Here is a 26,052-nt window from a genome sequence, read left to right as displayed (position 1 = left end):
TGCGGCCCGACCAGGAGGGGACCCGTGCGCGCGCTCGTGGCGTTCAGACGGCGGCCGTCACATGGTCGAGCGCCGCGACCAGCTTGGCGCCGATTTCGTGATCCGATCGCGGATTCTGGCCGGTGATCACTTCGCGATCCTCGACGACATAGGGCTGGAAATCGGGGCCGGTAGTGACCTCCGCACCGGCCGTCTCCAACGCCTCGGGCATATGGAAATAGAGCTTGCCGTGGAGGATATTGTCCTCGATCGGCTTCTCCTCGCTCGCCGAATAGACCGTCATCCGGTAGCCGGCATATTGCCAGCCGCGCGCAAGTTCGGCTGCGCGGCTATTGTCGCCGTCGATCAGCGCCGCGCGGAACGCCTTCGCGTTCGGCATGGCGGAGACCGACGCCATCGGGCCGTGGCAGAGGAAGGCGGTCGGCTTGTTCCGGTCGTGAAAATGGCGAAGGATCTCGCCCAGCTCGGCATCCTGCATCAGATCGACGACCGGGGCCTGGCCACCCGGCGTGAAAAAGCCTGCATATTGGTCGAGCCCGCCATCGATCACCGCGCGCAGGGTCAGCACCTCGTTCATGGCCGGATCGTTATCGAAAAAGTCCCGGCCGTGCCGATGCGCCGTTTCGTCATTGTCGAAATGCATGGTCTGGTCCGAAACCGGATCGATGAACGGCTTGTGGCCATTGGGGGTCGCGAACACGATGTCGTAGCCGGCATCGATCACCGCCATGATCGGGACGACCAGCTCGTTCAGATATTGCCCGGTCGGGCCGGTTCCGCCTCCCTGGATTTCGATCCGGGTGGCGTTGGAGCCGACGACAAGCACTTGTGCCTTGGACATATGCTTTCTCCCTGCGGTTCGAGGAGCCGGGGCGAGGCATTGTAAGTCAGCAGTTCGATGAGCGACGATCTGTGCGGTTGAGTCGTGACGCGACCTCGATCCGGCGCGAGGCGATTACCACGCTTGCCACGAAATTGCCAGAAAAGGCGCGATGAGATCTTCGTGCAGCGCGTATATGTCGCGATTTATAGTGGTGTGTTCACGCAGAGTCGAAGGCTTCCGCCGCAAACGCATGGCATCGCGGGCCTACCCGCGCCCGCGATAGGAGGCCACGCCCTGATCGGGCAGCCACAGCCCCTCGGGCGGCGTGCCGGATTGCCAGAAGACGTCGATCGGCATGCCGCCGCGCGGATACCAATAGCCGCCGATGCGCAGCCACAGCGGCGTCATTTCCGCCACCAGCCGCTCGGCGATGCCGACCGTGCAATCCTCGTGGAAGGCGGTATGGTTGCGAAAGCCGCCAAGGAACAGCTTCAACGACTTCGACTCGACGATCGTCGCGGCAGGGGCATAGTCGATCACGAGATGCGCGAAATCGGGCTGGCCGGTGACCGGGCACAAAGAAGTGAACTCCGGCGCGGTAAAGCGGACGAGATACGGCCGGCCGGGGCGCGGATTGGGCACGTAATCCAGCGTCGCCGCGTCGGGCGAGGCGGGCAGCGCGGAGGTCTGGCCGAGATGGGTGATGCTCATGCGGCGGCCATGTAGGCGCTGGCGCGGGATTCGTCACCTCTAGGGGTGGCTCACCCGTCCTTCAATTCTCCGGCGATGGTCGGGATCAATTCCGACACGGTCGGGTGGATGTGCATCGTGCGGCGGAGTGTCGTCGCGGTCGCGTGGTTCGCCATCATGTCGAGGATGGTGTGGATCGCCTCGTCGCCGCCGGTGCCGAAAATCGTACCGCCCAGGATCAGGTCGCTGTCGGCATCGACCACGATCTCCATGAAGCCGGCCTGTTCGTCCTTCTCGACCGCACGCCCGACCCGCGTCATCGCGCGCCGCCCGACGCGGATGCGGTGGCCAGCGGCGCGCGCCTGCGCCGCGCTGAGGCCGACGCGGCCGAGCGGCGGATCGGTGTAGAGCGCGTAGCAGGGGATACGGTCGCCCAGCTTGCGATCGGCACCGTCGAGCAGATTTTCGGCGGTGATCTCGAAATCGTTGTAGCTCGTATGGGTGAAGGCGCCGCGTCCGTTGCAGTCGCCCAGCGCCCAGATACCGGGCACGTTGGTGGCGAGCCGCTCGTCGACGATGATGTAGCCGCGCGCATCGGTCGCGATGCCGGCTCGGTCGAGGCCGAGATCGTCGGTGTTGGGCACTCGGCCCACCGCCAGCAAAACGTGGCTCGCGACGATCTCCGGATCGCCATCGGTGCAATCGACGCCGACGCGAACGCCGTGCGCGTGCGGCGCGAAGTGGATGCATTCCGCGCCGGTGCGGATCGCGATCCCCTCGCTGTCCAGCACGTCGCGCACCGCCGCCGAGACGTCCTCGTCCTCGCGGCCGATCAGGCGCGGGCCCTTCTCGACGATCGTCACGCGCGATCCGAAGCGGCGGTAGATCTGGCCGAACTCCAGCCCGATATAGCTGCCGCCGATGATGACGAGATGCTCGGGCAGGGTCGCCATGCGCAGCAGCGAGCTGTTGGTGAGCAAGGGCACGTCGTCGACGCCCGGCATGTCGGGGATCAGGGCACGGCCGCCGACATTGATGAAAATGCGCGGCGCCTCCAGCACGTCGTCGCCCACCGCCACGCGATGCGTGTCGAGAAAGCGCGCCTGGCCGAAGATCAGCTCGACGCCCGCCAGGCCGCCCAACCATGTCTCGTTGCTCGCGCGGCTGTCGGCTGAGATCTTGGTCGAGCGGGCATGGACCTTGGTCATGTCGATCTGGATCGGGCCGGTGACCACCCCGAAATCGGCGCCGCGCCGCGCCATGTGCGCGGCATAGGCCGAGGCGACGAGCGTCTTGGTCGGCTTGCAGCCCGTATTGACGCAGGTGCCCCCGACCAGATGGCGCTCGACGATCGCGACCGTCATGCCGGCGGCGGAGAGCCGCCCTGCCAGCGGCGGCCCGGCCTGCCCGGTGCCGATGATGATCGCGTCGAAGCGTCGGTTCACGCCACCAGCCTCACGATCGCATAGGCGCCGGCGATCGCCACCGCATCCTCGATGAATGCCGCCGGCCGGTCGCTGCCGAAGGCACGGGCGAGCGCGCCGCGTGCCGCTGCCCCACCCAGCGTACCGATCACCGCGCCGACCAGCCCCAGCACCAGCCCGGCAATCCATTGTCCGGCGGGAATGCCCAGCGCCGCGCCGCATAGCCCGCCCGAGACGAGGCGCGCGCCGAATTGCGGGGGCACCTTGCGGCTGGGGGTCGAGGGCAATTGGTCGGTCACCAACTCGCCCAACGCGGCGATGGTCAGAACCCATGGCGTGAAGCGGTAACCGAGGAAAGCGAGCCAGCTTCCGCCCAACGGCAGCAGCGCGCAGCACGCTGCCCAGCTGATCGCCGCGGGCGCCATCATCGCGCGCAGTCCGGCAATCACACCGATCGACAAAGCGAGAATATAGATCATGGCCGGCTCCCCCAAGGGCTGGACGGGGCGGGCGCTGGCCCGGCACGCGCATCGGACGCCCAGAGGGCGCCGACGCCCCGTTTCGCGTGCGTTTCGATCATAGGCGCGATCGCCCGGTGGCGATAGCCCACGCTCAGCCGGGGAAGCAGCCGTCGATCCGGTTGGGGCCGCCATAGGTGGTCGGCAATGGCAGGCTCAGCGTCTGTGCCATGGCGAGATCCGCATTGCAGTAGCGCTTGCCGGTGCGGCGGGTCGCGATCAGCCGAAATTCGAGCGGTGACTCGCCGGGTGCGCCGCCGGTCGCCTCCAGCCGGAAGATGCGGATCGTGGCGGTGGCATGATCGGCGGGGATGTGGCTGGGCGGGTCGTCGAGGCGGCTCTCGACCATCAGGCTGGCGGGGCGGCCATTTGCCTGCCCGTGCGCGAACCGCACCGCATCCAGCACGCGCTCGCCGTCGAACGGCGCGTCGGAGATCACGCCGCCGCGCCGGTCGCCCTCGGGATCGACCAGCGTCACCTCGCCCGCGCCATGGCCTTCGGCGGTGGCGGCCAGCACCAGCCAGTCATGATGCCCATGCGCATTGCCGTTGGCGCGCCACGCCTGCACGATCGTCGCCGGAGCACCGTCGGGGAGGAACGCCGGCACGACGTTCACGCCATCGTGCAGCCCGATCGGCTTGATGGCCGTCACCGTTGCATCAGGCGCGGCGGCACCGAACAGCAGGATCGATAGCCCGATACCGGCGAAGCGGGAGCGGCGCCCGGCCGCCCCCGGACATTCGTCAGGCGGGATATTCGATCCCGTAATAGCCGTGGACGCGCTCGCCATAGGCGCGATCGTAGCTGGGCTCGTCGGATGCGGCATAGCGCGGCGCCTGTTCCAGCGTCTCCTGGTCGAGATCGACGACGTAACCGCCCAGGGCCTCGTCATAGTCCAGCATGTCCCACGGCAGGGGATAATAGTCGCTGCCGAGGCCGAACAGGCCACCGAACGACAATACGGCATAGTCGACCTGCCCGGTGCGCTTGTCGACCATGAAGTTGTGGATCGTGCCCAGCTTTTCGCCGTCGCGGTCGTAGACCGTGGTTCCTTCCACTTTGTTGGAGGCGATCAGTTCGTTCGTCTCGTCATGCGCGATCGTGTCGTCGGACATCTGGAGTCTCCCGTGCGTTCGAGTCGTTCCCGCACCACCCTGCGTGCCCGTAATCAGGGTCAGCGCCATTACAGATGTATGACCCGCCGCTCGGTTCGTCGCAGCCGGCACGCGGCGAACCGTGCGCGGCCTGCCGTTGACGTTCGCGAACGGCCCGATCACAAGCCGATCGCACCGTGAGCATGCCGCCCAAACCCGACCCAAACCAGCCTTTCTGGCGTGATTCCCGGATGATCCGCGGTCTGGCGGTGGTGCTGCTGATCATCCTGGTGGCGGAGATCGGGATGATCGCGCGCCACTGGGTGGCCGATGCGCCGGTGCGGCAGGGCATCCGCGTCGCTGCGCGCGCCGAGCGCCATCTCGGCGCCGGACCGCTCAGCCCGCGCCGCTACCGTCTCGATTACGAACGCGTCGATGCGCGACTGCGCGCCATCGCCGCGCGCAAGGACATGGTCGGCCTCGGCATCGCCGTGATCGAGGACGGCCAGCTCGCCTTCATCAAGACCTATGGCGAGACGCGCGCCGGATCGGGCGAGAAGGCCACGCCGCAGACGGTGTGGCGCTGGGCCTCGGTCTCGAAGGGCGTCGCCGCGACGATGGAGGCGGTGCTCGATGCACAGGGCAGGCTGAAGCTGGACGATCCGATCTCGAAATGGTCGCCCTCGCTCAAGCTGCCCAAGGACAATCAGAACGTCGCGACGCTCGCCGATGCGCTGTCGCACCGGCTGGGGGTGGTGAAGAATGCCTATGACGACCGGCTCGAGGCGAACGAGGATCCCGCCGCGATCCGCTCGATGTATGGCGGCCTCTTTCCGATGTGCCCGCCCGGCACCTGCTGGGCCTATCAGAATGTCGGCTTCGACGTGGCGCGCGAGGCGGTGGAGAAAGCGAGCGGCCTTTCCTACGATCAGGCGGCGCGCAAGCTGATCTTCGGTCCGCTCGGCATGACCAGCGCCAGCACCACGCGCGAGGGGCTGGTCAACGCCGCGAGCTGGGCGCGCCCGCATCTCGGCCGGCACGAAATCCCGGTGCAGGATGCTTATTATCGCGTGGCATCGGCGGGCGGCGTTAACAGCTCGATCGTCGATCTGGGCATCTGGATGCGCGCGCAGATGGGGGGCGCGCCCAATCTGCTGCCACCGGGCCTGTTGTGGGAATTGCACGTGCCGCGCGTACTCACGCCGCGCCACGGCCTGCCGCCTTATGATCTGGCGTTGAGCAACAATGCCTACGGCCTCGCTTTCCGCACCGCCGATTATGCCGGGCACCATTTGGTCTGGCATCGCGGTGCGGTTCGTGGCACCCGATCGGAGATGATGTTCGATCCGGTCAGCCGCTTCGGCGTGGCGATGCTGTGGAACTCCTCGTCGGTGAAGCCCACCGGATTTCCCATCGAGCTGCTAGACCAGTTTTACGGACGGCCCTTCCATGATTGGGTCGAGGTCGGCCGGCCATGACATCTCCCTCCGCCGCGGTGGATCGCCTCGCGGCCGAGGTGCCGGATGCCTTTGCCGGACTGCCGGGCGAGCGCGTGCGCTATGCCGTCGCGCGCATGCTCGGGCTTCGGTTGATCAGCGACATTTACGAACGCGCGTGCGATCTGAACATCACGCTGCCGGCCGGGGCCAAGCGGCGCCGGCGGCTGGTAGCGCTGCGCCATGCGGGCGCGCTGTTCATCCACATCCCCAAGAATGCCGGGCAATCGGTCAGCCACGCGCTCTACGGCATGCAGGTCAAGCATGCCTCGATCCGTTATTACCGTCGGGCGGCGCCCGATCTGGCGCGCCTGCCGAGCTTCGCGATCCTGCGCGATCCAGTCGAGCGCTTCGCCTCGGCCTATCATTATGCGCGCCAGGGCGGCCATCCCGACAACCGGATCACGCCGGGATTCTTCCGGATCTACAGCCGGTTCGGCGGGGTCGACGACGCGCTCGACCATGTCGAGGCGGCCCGGTCGGTCTATGATGTCGACCACGTCTTCCGCCCGCAAAGCTGGTACGTCACCGATCGCCACGGCGCGGTCGCGGTCGACCGCCTGCTCGATTTCTCGGAGCTGGCGGAGATCGAGCGGCTGGTGCCCGGCTGTTCGATCGGGCCGGTCGGCCACCTGAACCGGCTCGCGCGGCCGGATCATGCGCTGACGCCCGCGCAGGCGGAACGGGTCCGTCGTCTCTATGCTGCCGACGTGGCGCTGATCGCGGGAGCCCGCGCCGCGCGCGGCTGACGCTGGCGCATCGCCTCGGCCGGTCCTATGTGGCCGGCATCATGTCGACCAATCCTCGCACCTTGTACCAGAAGATCTGGGACGCCCACGTCGTCTCGCGCCGCGATGACGGCACCTGCCTCATCTATATCGACCGCCACCTCGTCCACGAAGTGACGAGCCCGCAGGCGTTCGAGGGGCTTCGCGTCGCCGGTCGGCCGGTGCGCCGGCCCGACCTTACGCTTGCGGTGCCCGATCATAATCTGCCGACGACGCCGCGGGTCGATGCCGCGGGCCATCGCCTGCCGATCCTCGATGCCGAAAGCGCGACCCAGCTGGCGGCGCTGCGCCGCAACGCGCCCGAATTCGGCATCCGCATGTTCGACGAGATCGCGCCCGAGCAGGGCATCGTCCACGTCGTCGGGCCGGAGCAGGGCTTCTCGCTGCCCGGCACCACGCTCGTCTGCGGCGACAGCCATACGGCGGCGCATGGCGGCATGGGTGCGCTCGCTTTCGGCATCGGCACGAGCGAGGTCGAGCATGTGCTCGCGACGCAGACCCTGCTGCTGAAGCAGTCGAAGGCGATGGAGATCCGCGTCGAGGGCACGCTCGGCTTCGGCGTTACGCCCAAGGATGTGATCCTCGCGATCGTCGGCAAGGTCGGCGCGGCGGGGGGCACCGGGTATGTCGCCGAATATACCGGCTCGGTGATCCGCGCGATGTCGGTCGAGGGGCGGCTGACCGTTTCCAACATGGCGATCGAGCATGGCGCGCGCTCCGGCCTGATCGCGCCCGACGAGACGACCTTCGCTTATCTGAAGGGCCGCCCGATGGCGCCGACCGGCGCGGCGTGGGACGAGGCGGTCGCATGGTGGCGCACGCTCGCGACCGACCCCGGCGCGGTCTACGACAAGGTCGTGCTGCTGGACGCCGCCGATATCGCGCCGAGCCTTACCTGGGGCACGAGCCCCGAGGATGTCGTGTCGATCACCGATGCCGTGCCCGATCCGATGAGCTTCGCCGATCCCGCCAAGCAGGAGGCGGCACGCAAGTCGCTCGCTTATATGGGCCTCGAACCCGGCACGCGGCTGCAGGACGTCGGCGTCGAGAACATCTTCATCGGTTCGTGCACCAACAGCCGGATCGAGGATCTGCGCGCCGCCGCCGCCGTCGCCAAGGGGCGTCACGTGGCGGGCAACATCCGGCAGGCTCTGGTCGTGCCCGGCTCGGGACTGGTCAAGCGCCAGGCGGAGGAAGAGGGGCTCGACCGCATCTTCACCGAAGCGGGCTTCGAGTGGCGCGAGCCCGGCTGCTCGATGTGCCTCGCGATGAACCCCGACAAGGTGCCGCCGGGCGAGCGCTGCGCATCCACCTCGAACCGTAACTTCGTCGGGCGGCAGGGGCCGGGATCGCGCACCCATTTGCTGTCGCCGGCGATGGCGGCGGCGGCGGCCGTCACCGGCCGCCTCACCGACGTGCGCGAGTTGATGGCATGAGCGAGCCGCTGACCCGCGTCGAGGGCGGCGCCTATCCGCTCGGCCGCAAGAATGTCGATACGGACGTCATCATCCCGGCGCACTGGCTGAAGACGATCAGCCGCTCCGGCCTCGGCCGGGGCGCGTTCGAGACGATCCGTGCCGAACCCGGCAACGTCTTCGACGATCCCGCCTATGCCGGTGCGCCGGTGCTGATCGCTGGTGACAATTTCGGCTGCGGTTCCAGCCGCGAACATGCCGCGTGGGCGCTGATCGACATGGGGGTGAAGGCGGTGATCGCGCCATCCTTCTCCGACATCTTCTCGGGCAACGCCTTCAAGAACGGCATCGCCACGATCGTGCTGCCGCAGGAGGCGGTCGATCGCCTGCTGGACGTGGCGAAGACCGACCCGATCACGGTCGATCTCGAGACGCAGACGGTGACGACGCCGTTCCAGGATCGCTTCGCATTCCAGATGGACCCGTTCCGCCGCGACTGCCTGATGAAGGGCCAGGACGAGATCGGCCTGACGCTGGCGCTTGGGAATGAAATTGCCGGCTTCGAGACGCGGATGGCGGCGGAGCGGCCCTGGCTTTAGGCGCGTCCCGTCACCCCGGGCTCGTTCCGGGGTCCACGGCGCGTCTGGTCCGCCGCGTTCGGCTCGTGCCTCCCGGTGGACCCCGGAACGGGTCCGGGGTGACGCGGTAGCCGCCAAGCGTCCGCCGTCCATTCCGTCGGGCGGTTGCGCCGTTACGCCCCCAACCCTATCTTCGCACCAGACCAAAGGAGCCGAATGGGAATGACCGCCTTCGACGAACGCGAAGCCGCCTTCGAGCGCAAATTCGCGCGGGACGAGGAGATGGCGTTCCGCATCACCGCCCGCCGCAACCGGCTGGTCGGTGCGTGGGCTGCGAAGCTGATGGGCCTGACGCCCGAAGAGGCCGACGCCTACGCCAAGGCGGTGGTCCAGGCCGATTTCGAGGAAGCGGGCGACGAAGATGTCGTACGCAAGCTGCTCGGCGATCTCGTCTCGGCCAACGTCGACACGAACGAGGCGAGCATCCGCACCGCGCTCCACGACGCGACCGTCGAGGCGCGTCGTCAGTTGATCGAATAACCGATGCCGATGGCCGCCGACGATATTGCGGAGATGATCCGCACCGCCATCCCCGATGCCGAGGTCGAGATCACCGATCTTGCCGGCGATGGCGACCATTATGCCGCACGCGTCGTCTCCGAGACGTTCCGCGGGCAGAGCCGCGTGATCCAGCAACGGCGCGTCTATGACGCGCTCGGCGGCCGCATGGGCGGCGTGCTGCACGCGCTCCAGCTCACCACCGCCATTCCTCAAGGATGATCGCCATGACCGAAGACGCTCAAGCCCGTATCGATGCCGCCGTGAAGGGCAGCGACGTGTTGCTGTTCATGAAGGGCTCGCCGCTTTTTCCGCAGTGCGGTTTTTCCAGCCGTGCGATCGCGATCCTCGACCATCTGAACGTCGAATATGCCAGCATCGACGTACTGCAGGATCAGGCGGTGCGTCAGGGCATCAAGCAATATTCCGACTGGCCGACCATTCCCCAGCTCTATGTGAAGGGTGAATTCGTCGGCGGCTCCGACATCATGATGGAGATGTACGAGAGCGGCGAACTGGCCCAGCTGATGCAGGATCAGGGCGTCAAGGTCGCCGCTGCCTGATCTGAGATCCGGGGCGGATCAGCGGCGGCCCTGCTGATCCAACCCATCTTCGCTCACCGCCGGTGCGGTGATCGCGTCCAGCGTGTTCGCCGACGCTTTGTCGTCGGTGATGGCGAGCGTGTCGTCCATCTTGCCCACCAGCCGCTGGAAGAAGGCCTGCGCCGTCGCGCGGCCGGTCGGGTCGAGCGGCGTGACGCGAAAGCCCGGTTCGCCCGATGCGGTTTCGACGCGGTAGCGGATCGGCGCGCTCGGCTGGTCGGTCACGCCGTAAGCGGGCGAGGCGATTGCGAACATAGCGGTGCAGTCGACCCGCTTGGGCTTGGCCGCCACGACATGGGCCTCGTCGATCTGGTAGGTGATGCCGCCGGCCAGCGTGTCGACATTGTCCGCCCGCAATGTGTGCCCGCCGTCGTGCAGCCGCGCCTTCAGCGATGCCGTGTCGGGCGCGTAGGCGGCAATGAGCCGCGTGGTCACGTCGGGCGCGCCGCACGCCTCGCCCGAGCCGGCGGCGACCATCCCGCCGACCGTCGTCGGCGTACCGCCGCATGCCGTCAGTGCACCGCACAGCAGGGTGGCGACGATGGAGCGAGATCGGATCGTCAATTCTGCTCTCCCGCCTGCGTCCATGCTGCATCGCAAAATAGCGGGGGGTTCACAACGGACATTCGGGAGGCCACATGGATCGCATGGACGAGCGCCCCCCCGCCAATGAGAGCATGGAGCCGCTGGTGCGGCGCATCCTCGCGCCCAATCCCTCGCCGTTCACCTATACGGGCACGCAGACCTATGTCGTCGGGCGCGGCGAGGTGGCGGTGATCGATCCCGGCCCCGATCTGCCCGAGCATCTGGCGACGATCCTCGATCAGACCGCGGGCGAGCGGATCGTCGCGATCCTGTGCACTCACACCCATCGCGATCACAGCCCCGCGTCGCGGCCGCTGAAGGCGGCGACCGGCGCACCGATCGTCGGCTGCGCGCCGCTGGCGATGGAGGATGGCGGCCCGCGCGCCGATGCCGCATTCGACCTGGAGTATGTGCCCGATCGCGTGCTGGCGGACGGCGAGACGGTGAGCGGCCCCGGCTGGACGCTGCGCGCGGTGGCGACGCCCGGCCATACCTCCAACCACCTCTGCTTCGCGCTGGAGGAGACCGGCGCATTGTTCAGCGGAGATCATGTGATGGGCTGGTCGACCACCGTCGTCTCGCCGCCCGATGGCGACATGGCGGCCTATATGGCCAGCCTCGACAAGCTGCTCACGCGCACCGACCGCGTCTATTATCCGGCGCATGGGCCGGCGATCGAGCAGCCGCGCCGGTTGGTCGGCCGCCTCGCCGGGCATCGCCGCCTGCGCGAGCGCCAGATCCTCGACATGCTGGGCGAAGCGCCGCAGCCGATACCGTCGATGGTCGCGCGCATGTATCCGGGCCTCGATCCGCGCCTGATCGGTGGGGCGGGGCGGTCGGTGCTGGCGCATCTGATCGAGTTGGAAGGCCGCGCCGCCGTCGTGCGCGATGGCGAGAGCTGGGCGCTGGCGGCATGATCCGGCCTGTCGCGAAATTCCTTGGCGCGCTGGTGCTGGTCGTGGCGGTCGCCGCCGGCATCGTCGCGGCGATGGGCTGGCGGTTGCACCGCGAGCTCAATCCCGATCCCGTGACGGTCGCCACCGCCAGCCTGCGCGCGGTCCGCGAGCAGGCGGTGCTGACGCCGTTCGCGGCGCGCTTCGTCGCGGTCGTCACCTCGGAGCAGCATCGCTTCGGTTTCTCGGCCAAGAAGACGCTGATCATGCCCGGTATGGTCCGCTACGAGCTGGACCTCGCCGCGATGCGCCAGAGCGATCTGGCGTGGGATGCCGCCACGCACACGCTGACGGTTGCGCTGCCGCCGCTACGCGTCTCCGCGCCCGAGATCGATCTGCTGCGCACGCAGGCCTATGGCGAGGGCGGGGTGCTGATGGCTCTGACCGATGCCGCGGCGCAGCTCGACACCGCCAACAAGGTCGCCGGTCAGGCCGAACTGGTGCGGCAGGCGCGCGACCCGGTGCTGATGCGCCTCGCGACCGATGCGGCGCGGCGGGCGATCGAGCGGAGCTTCGCCATGCCGCTGCGCGCGGCGGGAATCGACGCGACGGTGGTCGCGCGGCCGCGCGGCGAAGGTTGAGTGCAACCGTTTCGCGGCTCGTGCTTTTACATTGCGGGGAGGATCGTGAGGTTTCGTGCAGGGGTCGCGCAGGGCGATACCAGCACTATTCTGGGGTGCGCACATGCTTGAGGCAACGTCTGCCGCTTCGTCGATCAGCGACACCGCGGTCGACATGCCGGCACTGACCCGATCGGTGGCGACCGAGATGTCGGCGATCATCGGCCCGATGGTGGCTGCCCCGGCCAAGCGATCCACCCGTCCGGCGATGCACACCGTCTTGCGGCGGCGCAGCCACTGGCGACCATGGGCGCGGACCATCCTGTTGTCGCTGGCCGGCGCCGCAGCGGTCGGGCTCGCCGGCGCGGCCTATGTGACCCAGCCCGTATCGCATGCCCAGCCGGCTCGGCCGACCCAGGTCGCGGCCGCTACCCCCGTCGCACATGCGGCACCGCCGCCGAGCCGCCCGGTGGCGACACCCGCGCCGGCGCAGATTGTCACGCCCGATCCGGTCCGCACGACCGAGCCGGCGCCAGTCGTTCGCCCGGCGTCGGCTACGCACTGGGCACCGCGTCACACCCGTTCGCTGGCCCGCGACGAGCGGTTCGTGCCTACCTGCGATCGTGCCTGCTTGCGCCGTTCCGAACTGGACGCGCATGAGCGGCTGCGCAGCGCCTATCTGGCGGCTGCCGATGCCGGCGTCTCCAACCGCGATCTGGCGGGGTATCGGCGCGCCTGGATCCGCATGACCCGGACATGGTCGCACGAGCCAGCCCGACTGATCGAAGGCTATGGGCAGTTGGCCGACGAGCTCGATGGCGTCGCGCAGGAGGTGCGATCTGGCGAGCCCGACTGACGGCGTCGCCGTACCGCTCGCCCGGCCGGAGCGGGCCGACGGGCAATTGCTGTACGCCATCGGCGACATTCATGGCCGCTACGATCTGTTGCGGCAGCTCCTCGCGCTGATCGTCGCGGATTGCGCCGCACGCGCGGGCGACCGGCGGCCGATCCTGGTGCTGGCCGGCGACTATATCGATCGCGGCCCCGATTCATCGCGCGTCCTCGCCGGCCTCATCTGGCTGGGGCGCCACGGCGCGTTCGAGCTGCATTGCCTGAAGGGCAATCACGAGGAGGCGTTCCTCGCCTTTCTCGACAATCCGGTGGGCAATGCCGCGTGGCTGGGCTTCGGTGGCGACGAGACCCTGCTCTCCTACGGGGTACGTCCGCCCGCGCCGCTGGATGGCGAGGGCGACCTCATCCGCGCGCGCGACGATCTGCTCGACGTGCTGCCGGTCGCGCATCTCCAGTTCCTGCGCGGACTGGAGCTGATTCTGACGATCGGCGATTATGCCTTCGTCCACGCCGGCATCCGCCCCGGCGTGCCGTTGCTCGATCAGCGGCCGCAGGACCTGCTATGGATGCGCGAGCCGTTCCTTGGCAGCACCGCGCGGCACGAAAAGACAATCGTCCACGGCCATAGCTGGCGTTCGGCCGATCCGCAGGTCTCGCCCGTCCGGATCGGCATCGACACCGGCGCCTACGAAACCGACGTGCTCACCGCCGTCCGGATCGAGGACAATGCCATCGCCTTTCTTCAGGCAGGCGTACCCGACTGAACCGAGCCGGCCCGCGCCGGCGCGTCGTGGTGGGTCTTGCACGCCGGGCAATAGCGGTCGCGGATCGCGCTTTCGCTATAGCTGCGCCGCGCGCATTTCGGGCACACGATCGACTGCGGCTCGCCCTGGCCGCGCAGGGTGTAGCGCGTCAGCCGCGCCCGCTCGCGGTGGTGATGGCGAATGATCGCCCCAACGCCGACCAGCGCGCAGCACGCGCCCGCAATCAGGATAACGAGGACATATTGGTTCATCCGGGGCTCCTGTCGCCTGTCCCGATGCCGCTTTCATGCTGATCCTGCAATGAATGCGAACCGGGTGGCGCATCTCTTCCTTCGACAAATCGCATCGGGCTCCCTATCTCGCGCGCGCATCGAGGAGACGGACGTGAACGCACCGACCACCAGCCTCGCCGGGCTCGACCTCCATGTCGAGATCGACCGGCTGCGCCGCGAGCGCAACGCGGTCATCCTGGCGCATTATTATCAAGAGCCCGCAATCCAGGATCTGGCGGACTTTGTCGGCGACAGCCTCGACCTGTCGCGCAAGGCGGCGAACACCGATGCCGACGTGATCGCATTCTGCGGCGTGCGCTTCATGGCCGAGGTCGCCAAAATCCTGTCGCCCGAAAAGACGGTGATCCTGCCCGACATGGCCGCCGGCTGCAGCCTCGAAGACAGCTGCCCGCCCGAGCAGTTCGCCCGTTTCCGTGCGGCGCATCCCGATCATATCGCAATCACCTACATCAACTGCTCGGCGGCGGTGAAGGCGCATTCGGACATCATCGTGACGTCGTCTTCGGCGGAGGCGATCCTCGCGCAGTTGCCGATGGACCAGAAGATCATCTTCGCGCCCGACAAGAATCTCGGCGCGTGGTTCAACCGCAAGACCGGGCGCGACATGCTGCTGTGGCCGGGCGCGTGCATCGTCCACGAGGCGTTCAGCGAGACCGAGCTGCTCAAGCTGAAGGCGCAATATCCCGATGCCCCGGTCGCCGCGCATCCCGAATGCCCGGCCTACATCCTCGACCATGCCGACCAGATCGGCTCGACTCGCGCCATCCTCGATTTCGCGCTGGCGAGCCCCGCCGAGACGATCATCGTCGCGACCGAGCCGCACATCATCCACCAGATGGAGAAGGCCGCGCCGCACAAGCATTTCATCGGTGCGCCCGGCGCGGACGGGAACTGCAATTGCAACATGTGCCCATACATGGCGCTGAACTCGGTCGAGAAGCTCTACCTGGCGTTGCGCGACATGACGCCGCGGATCGAGCTGGACGAGGAACTGCGCCTCGCCGCCAAGCGCCCGCTCGATCGCATGCTGGAGATGGCGTCGGGTTTGGTCGGGCGCGGCGACGTCGGCCGGCCGACGCTGGCCGGCGCATGACGCGCACTCTCCTCGACGTCCTCAACTTTGACGCACGCGCGGCATGATCGCGGGCTTCGATCTCGACGCCTTCGTGCGCGCCACGCTGGCCGAGGATCTGGGGGAGGGGGGCGACATCACCGCCGCCGCCGTGATCCCGGCCGAGGCGATGTTCGACGGCGTTATGGCAAGCCGCGACGCGATCGCCGTCGCCGGTCTGCTGATCGCCGAAGCCTTCTTCCGCGCGCTCGATCCGGAGGTCGTGCTCGAGCGGCTGGTGGAGGACGGCGCCCGTGTCGCCGCCGGCACGGCGCTGTTGCGCGTGCGGGGCCGCGCGCGTGCGTTGCTGACCGCCGAGCGGTCGGCGCTCAACACCGTCCAGCATCTGTCGGGCATCGCCACGCTGACGGCGGCCTATGTCGATGCCATTGCCGGCACCGGCGCGACGCTGCTCGACACGCGCAAGACCATCCCCGGTCTGCGCCTGCTCGAGAAGTATGCCGTGCGGATGGGCGGCGGCACCAATCACCGCATGGGCCTGTGGGATGCGGCGATGATCAAGGACAACCACGTCGCCGTTGCCGGCGATGTCGGCGAAGCGGTGGCGCGTGCGGTCGACGCCGGCATCGCGCGCATCATCGTCGAGGTCGACCGGCGCGACCAGATTGCTCCGGCACTGGCGGCAGGCGCGACCTGGCTGCTGCTCGACAATATGGACCCGACGGCTTTGCGCGCGGCAGTGGCCGAGGTCGCCGGACGGGTGCCGACCGAGGCGTCGGGCGGCGTGCGCCTCGACACGATCCGCGCCATTGCCGAGACGGGCGTGACCTACATTTCGGTCGGCCGGCTCACCCAGTCGGCGCCCGCTGCCGATATCGGCCTCGATCTGGCGCTCGGCTGACGCGATGCGGCCGCGGTCGATCCGATTGTTCGAGCTCAGCCTCTGGCTGGCGCTGGCGATCGATCTGGCGAACAATCTCGCGGCGTGGAACGCGATGGTCGCGACGCTCCACGCCCATGGCTTCGCGCCCAATCCGCTGCTGTTGTTCCTCGCGTGCATCGCCTCGCCGGTGGTCGGCCTGATCCTGTGGTATGCGGTCGCGCGGCTGCGGAGCAGCGCCGCCAAGTGGATCATGATGATCCTCGTCGTGGCCGGCGCGGCAGGCTTCGTCTGGAAGCTGCTGACCCCGCCCGATGCGCATCGCGTCACGCTGATCGCGGCGGCGGTGGCGGAGGCGATCAAGGTGTTCGCGGTGACGCGACTATTCACGCGCGACAGCGTCGCATGGCTGAAAGGTGCCCGAGGATGATCCGATCGCTGCTCGCATTCCTGGCGCTGACGATGCCGGCGGCGGCACTGGCTGCCCCGGCCTGCCCGATGCCGTCGACACTGGACGTACCGACGATCGAAGGGGCGAGCCAACGCCAGCCGGCGCGGACGGTGCCGATCACGAATTACACGCTCGCCTTGATCTGGACGCCCGAGCATTGCCGCACGGCGGTGCCCGGCGCGGAATCGTTCGCCTGCCACGGCGTCGGCGAGGATCGCTTCACCCTCCACGGCCTCTGGCCCGACGGCGACCACGGCACGTGGCCGCAATGGTGCGCGCCGGCCGCGGCGCTACCCGCCGCAACGCTTCGTGCGCATTATTGCGCCACGCCGTCAGCCCAACTGATGCAGCATGAATGGGCGAAGCACGGCACCTGCATGTCCGGCTATACGCCCGATCGCTTCTTCGCTTTGTCCAACCGCCTGTTCGAGCATGTCGCCTCGCCCGACATGACCTCGCTCGCCCGGCGCGACGATCTGACGGTCGGGCAGTTCGTCGCGGCGTTCGCGCTGGCCAACCCGGCTATCGGGGCCGACGCCGTCCAGCCGCGCACCAACGCGAGCGGTTGGCTGCAGGAGGTGTGGATCTGCCTCGACACGCGCTTCAAGCCGCGTCGCTGCGCCGTGTCGGTGCGCGAGGATGCACCTTTGCACATCCTGGCGCCGCGCCTCTGAGGTCAGCGCTCGATCGTTACCGTCTTCGGGAAGTGGCGGTCGAGGTGGCGCAGGATGATCTTCAGGTTGCGCGTGTTCGAGCGGAAGAAGAAATCGGGCACCGCGCCGATCCACGGGATCGCGCCGAGCAAGGCGTCGAAGCCGACATTGCCGAGCATCCGCGTCATCTGCCATTTCGACATGCCGAGGTTGCGCGCTTCCCACACCATCCACGCGCCGAGGGCGGCGCCGATCAGGTCGCCCGCGATCGGGATCGCATCCAGCATCACATCCAGCCCGACCGGGCGGTTGATACCGGGAATGATGAACATCCGCTCGAGCAGATGCTCCATCGTCTCCACCCGGCGGCGCACCGACAATGCGTCGCGGCCGAAACCGGGCAAGCGATCAGCCAGCGTGTCGAAGCGGGAAGGGTTCGTCGCCATGTGCCATGATCGCACGAGACCGCGCGATGTTCCGTATCAGTCGGCGCGGCGGAGCTGGTCGAGCGGGTGCGCCGCCAGCGCATTCTCGGCGAAGCCGTCGAGCGAGCGATCGACCAGCGACCACCGCACCGGCGTGGCGATCGGGATATAAGGCGGGTCGAGCAGAGCGAGCCGGTCGGCGGGATCGCAGCCGGCGGCCGCCGCGCAGGCGATCGCGGCGAGGCTGCCGGTCGGTGCGACCATGTCGATCAGCGCGAAGTCGGCGTCGGCCTTGGCATCGACGACAACCGCTGCCACGCCGATCCGTGCCCAATCCCGTGCAAGCAGTGCGAACATCAGCCGCGCGCCCGGCCCCGCGGGCATCGCTATGCGCAGGGCGGGGATGGGAGCGTGGCCGGCAAGGAGGCCCTGCGCCATCCCGATCCGCTCGGGCAAGGATGGCTCGATGATCGATCCGGCGAGCGTGGTCGCCTTGACGAGGCGCGGCGCGTCGATCGCGGCGACGATGCGATCGCGGTCGATCGCGAGCGAAAGCGCGCGCCGCAACGCGCCGTCGGTCGCGACGGCGCTGCCGGGGCGGGGCACGAGCCCGAACAGGCCGGTGGCGAAGTCGAACACCAGCGCGCCGCGCGGCCAGGCCGCCGCGCGCGCGACCGGCAGATCGGCGAAGGTGCCGCCGCTCACGAACCGGGCATGCCCGGCGGCGAAGCGCGCGACGGCGCGGCCGACCCGCTCCACCCGCAACAGCACCGGCGATGCAAGCGGTTCGTCGCCGCCGGTGGGGCGCAGCAGCACCGCATCGGCATCCCGGCCGCCGATGCGCAGCGGGCCGCCCATCTCCAGCCCGAATTCCGGCCGTGCGAGCAGGACCAACAGATCGGGCTGCGGCATCGACAGCCGAATCTCGACCACGGTGGCGGTCACCGCAGCGACGCTATCGATCGGGGCCAGCACCGCTTTCAGCGGGTCGGGCGCGCGGTGGAGCGCCGTGCGCAGGCGGCGCGCGATCGTCTCGGCCGATGCGCCGCTCGGATCGATGCGAAAAATATAATCGCGGCCATTGTCGACGATCGCCCAACGCAAGGCGACGCCCGCGACGATCTGTCCGTCGCGATCGAGCCGGACCAGTCCCTGATCGGTCGCGGCTCGCAGCGGTCCGGTGATCGCGGCGTGGAGCGGGCGCGGCTCGGGCGTCGTGATCAGGCTGGCCACGATCGGGCCAGTCGCCGCGGGGCGGCAACCGCCTGCCAGCGCCGCCAGCATCGCCAAGGAAAGAAGGGCACGGGGCAACACGGCGCCTCTCATCGGAGCCGATGGCCCCGGGATCAAGGGGCGGCATGGTGCGGACGGCGGGACTCGAACCCGCACTCCATAGGAAAACGATTTTAAGTCGTCTGCGTCTACCGGTTTCGCCACGTCCGCATGCGATGTGCGTCTAGCGCCGGATCGTTCCGGGGCGCCAGTGTCATCGCACGATTGCGACGTGTTTCGGCGTCGGGCTGCCCGGTGCCTCAGACGTTGAGGCGGTGGCGCATTTCCTTGCCCGGCTTGAAATAGGGCACCCGCTTGGCATCGACGTCGACCGCCGCGCCGGTGCGCGGATTGCGGCCGGTACGGCCATCCCGCGCGCGCGTGGAGAACGTCCCGAAGCCGCGCAGCTCGACGCGGCCGCCGCTCGCCAACCGTTCGGAGATGCAATCGAAGACCATGGCGACGATCTGCTCCACTTCACGCGGCGCAAGATCGGGCTGGTCGCTTTGGACCAGCGTAATCAGTTCAGAGCGAATCACGCTACACCTCTTAAAGTGCGTGTAAAAAGCGCCCTGGTCTGCCCCCGCAAGCCCCGCGCGATGCCAGACCTTAATCGTAAACGATGGCCGGATCAATCGGTCCGGACCTCAAACGAAAAAGGGGGCAGGTCTTGCGACCCGCCCCCGCTTTTTCCGAAGCTGATCGTGCGATCAGCCCTCGTCGCGTGCCTTCAGCGCCGCGCCGAGAATGTCGCCCAGCGACGCGCCCGAGTCGGACGAGCCATATTGCGCAACTGCCTGCTTTTCCTCGGCAAGCTGCATCGCCTTGACCGAGAAGGTCGGCTTCTTCGAGCGATCGAAGCCGATCACCATCGCGTCGAGCTTCTGGCCGACCTGGAAGCGCTCGGTGCGCTGCTCGTCGCGGTCGCGGCCGAGATCACCACGCTTGATGAAGCCGGTCGCGCCGTCGTCGCCGACCTGAACGTCAAGGCCGCCGTCGTTCGAGCCGAGGACCGTAACGGTGACGATCGCGCCACGCCCGACGCCGCCGGTCGCCGCACCGCCAGCTGCTGCGCCGCCGGCTGCAACGCCGCCACGCTCGAGCTGCTTGATGCCGAGGCTGATACGCTCCTTCTCGGGATCGATATCGAGCACCTGCGCCTGGACGGTCTCGCCCTTGTGGTGCAGCGCCAGCGCTTCCTCGCCGGTCACGCCCCACGCGATATCGGACATGTGGACCATGCCGTCGATGTCGCCGTCGAGGCCGATGAACAGGCCGAACTCGGTCGCGTTCTTGACTTCGCCCTCGACCATCGAACCGACCGGATGCGCCTCGGAGAAGCGCTCCCACGGATTGGCCTGCGCCTGCTTGAGGCCGAGGCTGATGCGGCGCTTGTCCTCGTCGACCTCGAGGATGAGCACCTCGACCTCCTGGGAGGTGGAGACGATCTTGCCCGGGTGGACGTTCTTCTTGGTCCAGCTCATCTCGGAGACGTGGACGAGGCCTTCGATGCCCGGCTCCAGCTCGACGAACGCACCATATTCGGTGATGTTGGTGACGCGGCCCGAGAACTTGCCGCCGATCGGATACTTGGCCTGCGCCCCCTCCCACGGATCGCTCTCGAGCTGCTTCATGCCGAGGCTGATGCGCTGGGTGTCGCGGTTGATGCGGATGATCTGCACCTTGACGGTGTCACCGATGTTGATGACTTCCGACGGATGGTTGACGCGCTTGTAGCTGATGTCGGTGACATGCAGCAGGCCGTCGATGCCGCCGAGATCGACGAACGCACCGTAATCGGTGATGTTCTTGACCACGCCGTCGACGATCTGACCCTCGGCGAGGCTCTGGATGAGGCCGGTGCGCTGCTCGGCGCGGGTCTCTTCCAACACTGCGCGGCGCGAGACGACGATGTTGCCGCGGCGGCGATCCATCTTCAGCACCTGGAAGGGCTGCGGGATGTCCATCAGCGGGGTGACGTCGCGCACGGGGCGGATGTCGACCTGGCTGCCCGGCAGGAACGCCACGGCGCCGTTCAGGTCGACGGTGAAGCCACCCTTGACGCGGCCGAAGATCACGCCGTCCACGCGGTTGCCGGCGGCGAACTCGTGCTCCAGCTTGTCCCAGGCGGCCTCGCGACGGGCGCGGTCGCGCGACAGCATCGCCTCGCCCATGCTGTTCTCGACGCGATCGACATAGACCTCGACCTCGTCGCCAACCTTCAGGTCGGCCTTCTGGCCGGGGGCGGGGGCGAATTCGCGGAGCGGCACGCGGCCTTCGGACTTCAGCCCGACGTCGATCACGACCAGGTCATTCTCGATGCCGGTGACGGTGCCCTTGACGACCCGTCCTTCGAAGCCCTGGCTCTCGCCGCCGAGCGTATCGTTGAGGAGTGCCGCGAAATCGTCGCGCGTGGGAAATGCCGCAGTGGCCATAAACAGGGAGGATCCTTCGATATGTTTCCGGCCGTCCGGTTGTCTCCGGAGGTCTTCAGCCGAACCGCCCGGCGGGCCGAATGCCCGTCGAACATCGGCGAGCCAAAACGATGCGGAGGAGGCTTAGCGCGTAATGCGAAAAGGGCGCGTGAGACGTGCGACCCCGTCGCCCGCTCCGCGCCTTCCTCCGCAGGCCTTGGCCCGCAGACACTTGCTTATAGCATCGCCCACCCCGCCCGGCAAGGCGCGGCGAGCCCTTATCAGGCCATCAACGCAGTGGCGCAGGCGCCGAGGCCGACCGCCGACCACAAGGCGACGCTCATCACCAAAAGCTTGGCGCGATCCGAGGTCTTCACGTTGCGCGGGCGGTGGGTCATGTTCAATCCTCCTGCCTGCTGAGATAGCTTCGCAATAGCATTGGGTCCAACGCGGATGCCGATTATCCGTGATCGACGCGTCCGATCAGTTGGTACGGCGTGCGGAGATGATCGTCACGCGCCGCTTGATCGTCTGGCCGAACGTCTCGATCGACAGGCCGCCGGGATAGGTCGGCTCGGCAAGAATGCGGCGGGCGACGTCCATCCCGCGCGCGACATGGCCGAATGCGGCGTAGCCGGGATAGCCCGGCGCGGCATCGAGGGTTCGCGCCGGCCCGACGCAGATGAAGAAGTCCCCCATCGCGGTGCCCACGTCGTTGCGCGCCATCGATATCGTGCCGTCTTCGTGGTGCAGCCCGGTCTTGCTGGTCGGCTCGTGCGCGATCGGGAAGAAGCTGTTGCGGATATTATGATCGATCCCGCCCTGGATCAGCCCGCGTTTCGGATCGCTCTTGGCGCGCGCGGCGCGGTAGAAGGTGGTCCCGTCCAGCTTGTGGGCATCGACATAGCGCAGGAAGTTGGCGGTGGTGATCGGCGCGCGCTGCGGTTCCAGCGCCACCACGATCGTCCCCGCACTCGTCACCAGCGCGACCTTCGGCGCCGGATCGGCACGCGGCGGCGCGGCCGGCGCGGCCACCGGCGCGAGCGCGAGCAGGAGCGCGACGGCGGCCCGGTTCATGCGTCGCCGTCGTTGGCAGCCTTGTGGACGGCGCGCTCCACGAGTCGGCAGGCGGCGGCGATCGCCGCCTCCACGTCCAACGCGGTCGTATCGAGCAGCACCGCATCGTCCGCCATGCGCAGAGGCGCCGCCGAGCGGCCCGAGTCGCGCGCGTCGCGCGAGCGGATGTCGCCCAGCACCGCATCGTAATGAACCGCGAGGCCCATCCGGGTCAGCTCGTCGAAGCGACGTTGCGCGCGCACCTCGGCGCTCGCGGTCACAAACAATTTGGCGTCGGCGTCGGGCGCGATCACCGTGCCGATATCGCGGCCGTCGAGCACCGCGCCGCCGCGCCGGGCGGCAAAGTCGCGCTGCCGCTGGAGCAGCGCCGCGCGCACCTCGGGATGCGCCGACACCATCGACGCGGTCTTGCCTGCCGCCTCCGATTTCAGTTGGGGGTCGTGCAGCGCGGCATCGCTGAAGTCGCACGCCGCCAATGCCTGCGCGGCGTCCGCCGGATCGCCGCCCGCGCGCAGCACGCTCAGGCCGACCGCGCGATAGAGCAGTCCCGTGTCGAGGTGCGGCAGCATGTAGCGCGCCGCCAGCGCCCGCGCGATCGTGCCCTTGCCCGAGGCGGCCGGGCCATCGACGGCAACGATCATGCCGCCTTCCGCCCCGTCAGCGCCTTGACCAGCCCGGCGAGCGCGATCGCCGCCCACACGATCTCCAGCGACATCGACGCGAGGTTGAAGCTGACCGTCAGCGAGGCGATCAGCAGCAGCGACCCGACCAGGTTGAGCGCGTTGAACAGCAGGAAATTCAGCTGGAGCGCGAGATTGCTATAGGCATAGGCGACCACCATCAGCGCGCTGCCGACCAGGCCGACGATATTCGCCACCAGCACGCTCACGCGGCAAGGCTCGCCAGCATGTCGGCAAAGCCGGGGCAGCTGGTGGCGACCGGGCTTATATCGTCGATCGCGATGCCCGCGCTCGAAACGAGGCCGGCGATGGCGAAGCTCATCGCGATGCGGTGATCGAGCTCGGCGGCGATCGCCGTCACCTCGTTGCCGCCAAGCGGCGCGCCATCGCGACCCTCGATCGTGAGGCTGTCCGCAGTCTCCTCGACCGACACGCCGAGCCGCGCGAGGCCGTGCGCCATCAGTGCGAGCCGGTCGCTTTCCTTGACGCGCAACTCCTCCAGCCCGCGCGCGACGGTGCGGCCCTTCGCCATCGAGGCCGCCACGAACAGGATCGGGAATTCGTCGATCATACGCGGCGCGATGTCGGGGGGCACCTCGATCCCGGTCAGGCGCGAATGGCGCACGCGGATGTCGGCGACCGGCTCGCCGCCGACCGTCCGCTCGTTTTGAAGGGTGAGATCGGCGCCCATCGCGCGCAGCACTTCGTACAGGCCGGCACGCGTGGGATTGAGGCCGACATTCTCGACCACGATGTCCGATCCCGGCACGATCAACCCCGCGACGACCGGGAAACCGGCGGAGGAGGGGTCGCCCGGCACCTCGATCGCCTGCGGCTTGAGCTCGGCCTCCCCGCGGATCGAGATGATGCGCGCGCCGTCGGCATCCTGCTCGACCGTCAGTTCGGCGCCGAAGCCCTGCAGCATCCGCTCGCTGTGATCGCGGGTCGGCACCGGCTCGATCACGCGGGTGATTCCCGGCGTATTGAGCCCGGCGAGCAGCACCGCGGATTTCACCTGCGCCGAGGCGACCGGCAGGCGATATTCGATCGGCACCGCCGGGCTGAGCCCGCGCATCGTCAGCGGCAGCCGCCCGCCCGGGCTGGGGGTGAATTCGGCGCCCATCCGCGCCAGCGGCTCGATCACGCGGTTCATCGGCCGCTTCGACAGGGAAGCGTCGCCGGTGAAGGTGGCGGTCAGCCCGTGGCTGGCGAGCAGACCCATCAGCAGCCGCGTCGAGGTGCCCGAATTGCCCATCTCCAGCGCGACCTCGGGCTGGAGGAGCCCGCCGACGCCGACTCCGTCGACCGTCCACACGCCATCGGCATCGCGTGCGATCCGCGCGCCCATCGCGCGCAGTGCGGCGGCGGTGGCGTGGACGTCCTCGCCCTCTAGCAGCCCGACGATGCGGCTGCTGCCGACGGCGAGCGCCGAGAACATCAGCGCGCGATGCGAGATCGACTTGTCTCCCGGCACGCGAACGCGCCCGGTAAGCGGCCCTGTGGCCTTGAACAGGGCGGGAAGCGGCGCCATTTCGTGCATGACGGCGGTCCTTGCCAGCGGCGTCCGCGCGTGGCAAGGCGCGCCGCCACAAGGGGCCGGCCGCAGCATGCGTGCCGTCGCCCGGCCGTTTTCTGATCGGAGCTAGAACATCGTGGTGAAACCGGAATGGGGCACCAAGCGCACCTGCCCCAAGTGCGGCACGCGCTTTTACGACCTCGGTAAGGACAATCCCGTCTCGTGCGTCGAGTGCGGGACGGTGTGGGAGCCGGAGGTGGTGCTGAAGTCCAAGCAGCCGCTGCCGTTCGACGCGCCCAAGCCGGCCAAGGTGAAGGAGACGCAGGACAGCGACCTCGCCGAGGATCTGGACGTCGACGAGGACGAGGAGCCCAGCGCAGATGATGACGTCGATCTGGGCGGTGACGACGATATCGGCGTCGACACCGGCGAGAAAGACGAAGAGCATTGATCGCACGGGTGACGATGTTTCGTCACCCGCTTGCATGGCGCGCGCCACTACACTAAGGCGCGCTTCCACGTCGCCGGCCCCCCAGGCCGGCGCTTACGCTGCCGGATCCCGAAGGGTCCAAAAAGCGCGGGGCCGTAGCTCAGCTGGGAGAGCGTCGCAATGGCATTGCGAAGGTCAGGGGTTCGATCCCCCTCGGCTCCACCACTTTCCTAAATCATTGATCCTGTTGCGAAACGCAGGACGTTGACGCGGCCGGCGTTCCAGCCGGCCGCGTCGCCGTCACATCATTGCTGATGAATGCCAGCAGATCGGCGTTGATGACGTCGGCGTGCGTGACCGGCATGCCGTGCGGATAGCCGGGATAGGATTTGAGCGTCGCGCCCGCGACGATCGCGGCCGACATCCTGCCGGTGGTCGGGAAGGGAACGACCTGATCGTCCTCGCCGTGCATCACCAAAGTCGGGACGGCGATCGCCTTCAGGTCGTCGGTGAAGTCGGTCTGGGCGAAGGCGGCGATGCCGAGATAGTGGGCGAGCGCGCCGCCCATCATGCCCTGGCGCCACCAGTTGAGGCGGATCGCCTCCTTCACCTCGGCGCCTTCGCGATTGTAGCCGAAGAAGGGCAGGGTGAAATCGTAGAAGAATTGCGAGCGGTTGGTCGCCGTCTGCTCGCGGACCATGTCGAACACCTCCATCGGCACGCCATCGGGGTTGCTCTCGGTCTTGACCATGATCGGCGCGACCGCGCTGACCAGCACCGCCTTGGCCACCCGGCCGGGCTTGGCGCGGGCGACGTAGCGCGCGACTTCGCCGCCGCCGGTCGAGTGGCCGACGTGGATGGCGCCCTTGAGGTCGAGCGCGTCGGTGAGCGCGACCACGTCGGCGACATAGGTGTCCATGTCGTGCCCGGTCGCGGACTGGGTCGAGCGGCCATGGCCGCGGCGGTCGTGGGCGATCACGCGGAAGCCCTTCTGCGCGAAGAACATCATCTGCGCGTCCCAATCGTCCGAGCTCAGCGGCCAGCCGTGGTGGAACATGATGGCTTGCGCATCGCGCGCGCCCCAATCCTTGTAGAAGATTTCGGTGCCGTCGGCGGTGGTGATGAAGGGCATGGTCGAACTCCTTGCTGGGCGGCGGCAAGCGGAGCGTTGCTCGCAGAGCCGGTCTAG

The 26,052-nt window shown here is 68.2% G+C and carries 33 protein-coding genes and 2 tRNA genes; 17 read left to right on the top strand and 18 right to left on the bottom strand.

The window, feature by feature from the left end; genetic code table 11:
- Nucleotides 1–43: 43 nt before the first annotated feature.
- The 6 genes from K8P63_RS13265 to K8P63_RS13240 all read right to left on the bottom strand — a co-directional run bounded on the left by K8P63_RS13265 (nucleotide 44) and on the right by K8P63_RS13240 (nucleotide 4,570).
- On the bottom strand, nucleotides 44–841 hold the full coding sequence (locus K8P63_RS13265; protein WP_223796502.1) for a type 1 glutamine amidotransferase domain-containing protein: 798 nt from the start codon (nucleotides 839–841) through the stop codon (nucleotides 44–46).
- A gap of 246 nt (nucleotides 842–1,087) precedes the next feature.
- A complete protein-coding gene (gene queF / locus K8P63_RS13260) occupies nucleotides 1,088–1,534 on the bottom strand; it encodes a preQ(1) synthase (protein ID WP_223796501.1) in 447 nt (148 codons plus the stop codon).
- 50 nt (nucleotides 1,535–1,584) lie between these two features.
- Nucleotides 1,585–2,958 carry an FAD-containing oxidoreductase gene (locus K8P63_RS13255; RefSeq protein WP_223796500.1) on the bottom strand — a complete coding sequence of 458 codons (1,374 nt, stop codon included), beginning with the start codon at nucleotides 2,956–2,958 and terminating at the stop codon, nucleotides 1,585–1,587.
- A complete protein-coding gene (locus K8P63_RS13250; RefSeq protein ID WP_223796499.1) occupies nucleotides 2,955–3,416 on the bottom strand; it encodes a DUF4126 domain-containing protein in 462 nt (153 codons plus the stop codon). Before K8P63_RS13250 ends, K8P63_RS13255 begins: the two co-directional genes overlap by 4 nt.
- A 133-nt stretch (nucleotides 3,417–3,549) precedes the next feature.
- Nucleotides 3,550–4,107 carry a hypothetical protein gene (locus tag K8P63_RS13245; RefSeq protein ID WP_223796498.1) on the bottom strand — a complete coding sequence of 186 codons (558 nt, stop codon included), beginning with the start codon at nucleotides 4,105–4,107 and terminating at the stop codon, nucleotides 3,550–3,552.
- A gap of 91 nt (nucleotides 4,108–4,198) precedes the next feature.
- Nucleotides 4,199–4,570 (bottom strand): PRC-barrel domain-containing protein, encoded by a 372-nt coding sequence (locus K8P63_RS13240; protein ID WP_223796497.1) that lies wholly within the window; start codon nucleotides 4,568–4,570, stop codon nucleotides 4,199–4,201.
- A 230-nt stretch (nucleotides 4,571–4,800) separates the two neighbouring features.
- Here K8P63_RS13240 and K8P63_RS13235 point away from each other — a divergent pair, with 230 nt between their 5' ends.
- From K8P63_RS13235 to grxD, 7 genes are all read left to right on the top strand, one after another.
- Nucleotides 4,801–6,027, top strand: coding sequence for a serine hydrolase domain-containing protein (locus tag K8P63_RS13235; protein WP_223796496.1), 1,227 nt, complete (start codon nucleotides 4,801–4,803; stop codon nucleotides 6,025–6,027).
- The gene (locus K8P63_RS13230) at nucleotides 6,024–6,794 is read left to right on the top strand and encodes a sulfotransferase family protein (RefSeq protein WP_223796495.1); all 771 of its coding nucleotides are present in this window, start codon (nucleotides 6,024–6,026) and stop codon (nucleotides 6,792–6,794) included. The genes K8P63_RS13235 and K8P63_RS13230 overlap by 4 nt, the downstream gene beginning before the upstream one ends.
- 41 nt (nucleotides 6,795–6,835) lie before the next feature.
- Nucleotides 6,836–8,269, top strand: a complete 1,434-nt coding sequence (gene leuC, locus K8P63_RS13225) for a 3-isopropylmalate dehydratase large subunit (protein WP_223796494.1) — start codon at nucleotides 6,836–6,838, stop codon at nucleotides 8,267–8,269.
- Complete coding sequence (gene leuD / locus K8P63_RS13220; protein WP_223796493.1) at nucleotides 8,266–8,847, top strand: 3-isopropylmalate dehydratase small subunit; 582 nt, start codon at nucleotides 8,266–8,268, stop codon at nucleotides 8,845–8,847. Before leuC ends, leuD begins: the two co-directional genes overlap by 4 nt.
- A 201-nt stretch (nucleotides 8,848–9,048) precedes the next feature.
- Nucleotides 9,049–9,366, top strand: coding sequence for a DUF1476 domain-containing protein (locus K8P63_RS13215; RefSeq protein ID WP_223799822.1), 318 nt, complete (start codon nucleotides 9,049–9,051; stop codon nucleotides 9,364–9,366).
- A gap of 3 nt (nucleotides 9,367–9,369) precedes the next feature.
- Complete coding sequence (locus tag K8P63_RS13210) at nucleotides 9,370–9,606, top strand: BolA/IbaG family iron-sulfur metabolism protein (RefSeq protein WP_223796492.1); 237 nt, start codon at nucleotides 9,370–9,372, stop codon at nucleotides 9,604–9,606.
- Nucleotides 9,607–9,611: 5 nt separating this feature from the next.
- On the top strand, nucleotides 9,612–9,947 hold the full coding sequence (gene grxD / locus K8P63_RS13205) for a Grx4 family monothiol glutaredoxin (RefSeq protein ID WP_223796491.1): 336 nt from the start codon (nucleotides 9,612–9,614) through the stop codon (nucleotides 9,945–9,947).
- Between the two features lie 18 nt (nucleotides 9,948–9,965).
- Here the strand turns inward: grxD and K8P63_RS13200 are convergent, their stop codons facing one another.
- Nucleotides 9,966–10,550, bottom strand: coding sequence for a hypothetical protein (locus K8P63_RS13200; RefSeq protein ID WP_223796490.1), 585 nt, complete (start codon nucleotides 10,548–10,550; stop codon nucleotides 9,966–9,968).
- Nucleotides 10,551–10,633: 83 nt separating this feature from the next.
- On the opposite strand from K8P63_RS13200, the gene K8P63_RS13195 reads away from it, so the two are divergent.
- From K8P63_RS13195 to K8P63_RS13180, 4 genes are all read left to right on the top strand, one after another.
- Nucleotides 10,634–11,488: an MBL fold metallo-hydrolase gene (locus tag K8P63_RS13195; protein ID WP_398287597.1), complete on the top strand. Its 855-nt coding sequence runs from the start codon at nucleotides 10,634–10,636 to the stop codon at nucleotides 11,486–11,488.
- Nucleotides 11,485–12,105 (top strand): DUF4230 domain-containing protein, encoded by a 621-nt coding sequence (locus K8P63_RS13190; protein ID WP_223796488.1) that lies wholly within the window; start codon nucleotides 11,485–11,487, stop codon nucleotides 12,103–12,105. The genes K8P63_RS13195 and K8P63_RS13190 overlap by 4 nt, the downstream gene beginning before the upstream one ends.
- Before the next feature lie 103 nt (nucleotides 12,106–12,208).
- The gene (locus K8P63_RS13185) at nucleotides 12,209–12,940 is read left to right on the top strand and encodes a hypothetical protein (protein ID WP_223796487.1); all 732 of its coding nucleotides are present in this window, start codon (nucleotides 12,209–12,211) and stop codon (nucleotides 12,938–12,940) included.
- Nucleotides 12,900–13,700 carry a metallophosphoesterase family protein gene (locus K8P63_RS13180; RefSeq protein ID WP_223796486.1) on the top strand — a complete coding sequence of 267 codons (801 nt, stop codon included), beginning with the start codon at nucleotides 12,900–12,902 and terminating at the stop codon, nucleotides 13,698–13,700. The genes K8P63_RS13185 and K8P63_RS13180 overlap by 41 nt, the downstream gene beginning before the upstream one ends.
- On the opposite strand, the gene K8P63_RS13175 is transcribed toward K8P63_RS13180, so the two are convergent.
- Nucleotides 13,679–13,951 (bottom strand): hypothetical protein, encoded by a 273-nt coding sequence (locus K8P63_RS13175; RefSeq protein WP_223796485.1) that lies wholly within the window; start codon nucleotides 13,949–13,951, stop codon nucleotides 13,679–13,681. The two genes, K8P63_RS13180 and K8P63_RS13175, sit on opposite strands and share 22 nt — an antisense overlap.
- A gap of 133 nt (nucleotides 13,952–14,084) precedes the next feature.
- Here K8P63_RS13175 and nadA point away from each other — a divergent pair, with 133 nt between their 5' ends.
- The 4 genes from nadA to K8P63_RS13155 are packed head-to-tail and all read left to right on the top strand — an operon-like array spanning nucleotide 14,085 to nucleotide 17,070.
- Complete coding sequence (nadA, locus tag K8P63_RS13170; RefSeq protein ID WP_223796484.1) at nucleotides 14,085–15,086, top strand: quinolinate synthase NadA; 1,002 nt, start codon at nucleotides 14,085–14,087, stop codon at nucleotides 15,084–15,086.
- 43 nt (nucleotides 15,087–15,129) lie between these two features.
- A complete protein-coding gene (gene nadC, locus K8P63_RS13165; RefSeq protein ID WP_223796483.1) occupies nucleotides 15,130–15,966 on the top strand; it encodes a carboxylating nicotinate-nucleotide diphosphorylase in 837 nt (278 codons plus the stop codon).
- A 4-nt stretch (nucleotides 15,967–15,970) separates the two neighbouring features.
- Entirely contained in the window at nucleotides 15,971–16,375 is a 405-nt protein-coding gene (locus tag K8P63_RS13160; protein ID WP_223796482.1) for a hypothetical protein, read from the top strand.
- Complete coding sequence (locus K8P63_RS13155) at nucleotides 16,372–17,070, top strand: ribonuclease T2 family protein (RefSeq protein WP_223796481.1); 699 nt, start codon at nucleotides 16,372–16,374, stop codon at nucleotides 17,068–17,070. The genes K8P63_RS13160 and K8P63_RS13155 overlap by 4 nt, the downstream gene beginning before the upstream one ends.
- Before the next feature lie 2 nt (nucleotides 17,071–17,072).
- Here K8P63_RS13155 and K8P63_RS13150 read toward each other — a convergent pair whose 3' ends face one another.
- The 9 genes from K8P63_RS13150 to aroA all read right to left on the bottom strand — a co-directional run bounded on the left by K8P63_RS13150 (nucleotide 17,073) and on the right by aroA (nucleotide 24,457).
- Nucleotides 17,073–17,495: a DUF4112 domain-containing protein gene (locus K8P63_RS13150; protein WP_223796480.1), complete on the bottom strand. Its 423-nt coding sequence runs from the start codon at nucleotides 17,493–17,495 to the stop codon at nucleotides 17,073–17,075.
- Between the two features lie 36 nt (nucleotides 17,496–17,531).
- Nucleotides 17,532–18,785 carry an ABC transporter substrate-binding protein gene (locus K8P63_RS13145; RefSeq protein WP_223796479.1) on the bottom strand — a complete coding sequence of 418 codons (1,254 nt, stop codon included), beginning with the start codon at nucleotides 18,783–18,785 and terminating at the stop codon, nucleotides 17,532–17,534.
- 48 nt (nucleotides 18,786–18,833) lie between these two features.
- Nucleotides 18,834–18,917, bottom strand: a tRNA-Leu gene (locus K8P63_RS13140).
- Nucleotides 18,918–19,006: 89 nt separating this feature from the next.
- A complete protein-coding gene (locus tag K8P63_RS13135; RefSeq protein WP_223796478.1) occupies nucleotides 19,007–19,285 on the bottom strand; it encodes an integration host factor subunit beta in 279 nt (92 codons plus the stop codon).
- A gap of 171 nt (nucleotides 19,286–19,456) precedes the next feature.
- Nucleotides 19,457–21,181 (bottom strand): 30S ribosomal protein S1, encoded by a 1,725-nt coding sequence (gene rpsA / locus K8P63_RS13130; protein ID WP_223796477.1) that lies wholly within the window; start codon nucleotides 21,179–21,181, stop codon nucleotides 19,457–19,459.
- 462 nt (nucleotides 21,182–21,643) lie between these two features.
- Nucleotides 21,644–22,237, bottom strand: a complete 594-nt coding sequence (locus K8P63_RS13125) for a peptidylprolyl isomerase (protein ID WP_223796476.1) — start codon at nucleotides 22,235–22,237, stop codon at nucleotides 21,644–21,646.
- Nucleotides 22,234–22,878 (bottom strand): (d)CMP kinase, encoded by a 645-nt coding sequence (cmk, locus tag K8P63_RS13120; protein ID WP_223796475.1) that lies wholly within the window; start codon nucleotides 22,876–22,878, stop codon nucleotides 22,234–22,236. Before cmk ends, K8P63_RS13125 begins: the two co-directional genes overlap by 4 nt.
- On the bottom strand, nucleotides 22,875–23,078 hold the full coding sequence (locus K8P63_RS13115) for a CBU_0592 family membrane protein (protein WP_398288901.1): 204 nt from the start codon (nucleotides 23,076–23,078) through the stop codon (nucleotides 22,875–22,877). Before K8P63_RS13115 ends, cmk begins: the two co-directional genes overlap by 4 nt.
- Before the next feature lie 44 nt (nucleotides 23,079–23,122).
- Nucleotides 23,123–24,457, bottom strand: coding sequence for a 3-phosphoshikimate 1-carboxyvinyltransferase (aroA, locus tag K8P63_RS13110; RefSeq protein WP_223796473.1), 1,335 nt, complete (start codon nucleotides 24,455–24,457; stop codon nucleotides 23,123–23,125).
- Between the two features lie 112 nt (nucleotides 24,458–24,569).
- Here aroA and K8P63_RS13105 point away from each other — a divergent pair, with 112 nt between their 5' ends.
- Nucleotides 24,570–24,884 carry a TIGR02300 family protein gene (locus tag K8P63_RS13105; RefSeq protein ID WP_223796472.1) on the top strand — a complete coding sequence of 105 codons (315 nt, stop codon included), beginning with the start codon at nucleotides 24,570–24,572 and terminating at the stop codon, nucleotides 24,882–24,884.
- Nucleotides 24,885–25,012: 128 nt separating this feature from the next.
- Nucleotides 25,013–25,088, top strand: a tRNA-Ala gene (locus K8P63_RS13100).
- A gap of 10 nt (nucleotides 25,089–25,098) precedes the next feature.
- On the opposite strand, the gene K8P63_RS13095 is transcribed toward K8P63_RS13100, so the two are convergent.
- Nucleotides 25,099–25,995 carry an alpha/beta fold hydrolase gene (locus K8P63_RS13095; RefSeq protein WP_223796471.1) on the bottom strand — a complete coding sequence of 299 codons (897 nt, stop codon included), beginning with the start codon at nucleotides 25,993–25,995 and terminating at the stop codon, nucleotides 25,099–25,101.
- Between the last annotated feature and the right edge of the window lie 57 nt (nucleotides 25,996–26,052).

Origin of the sequence: Sphingomonas nostoxanthinifaciens, from assembly GCF_019930585.1 — a bacterium.
GTDB classification, from domain to species: Bacteria; Pseudomonadota; Alphaproteobacteria; order Sphingomonadales; family Sphingomonadaceae; genus Sphingomonas_I; species Sphingomonas_I nostoxanthinifaciens.
The sequence above is the reverse complement of the archived record's forward strand: the minus strand, read 5'-3'. Positions and strand labels throughout refer to the sequence as shown.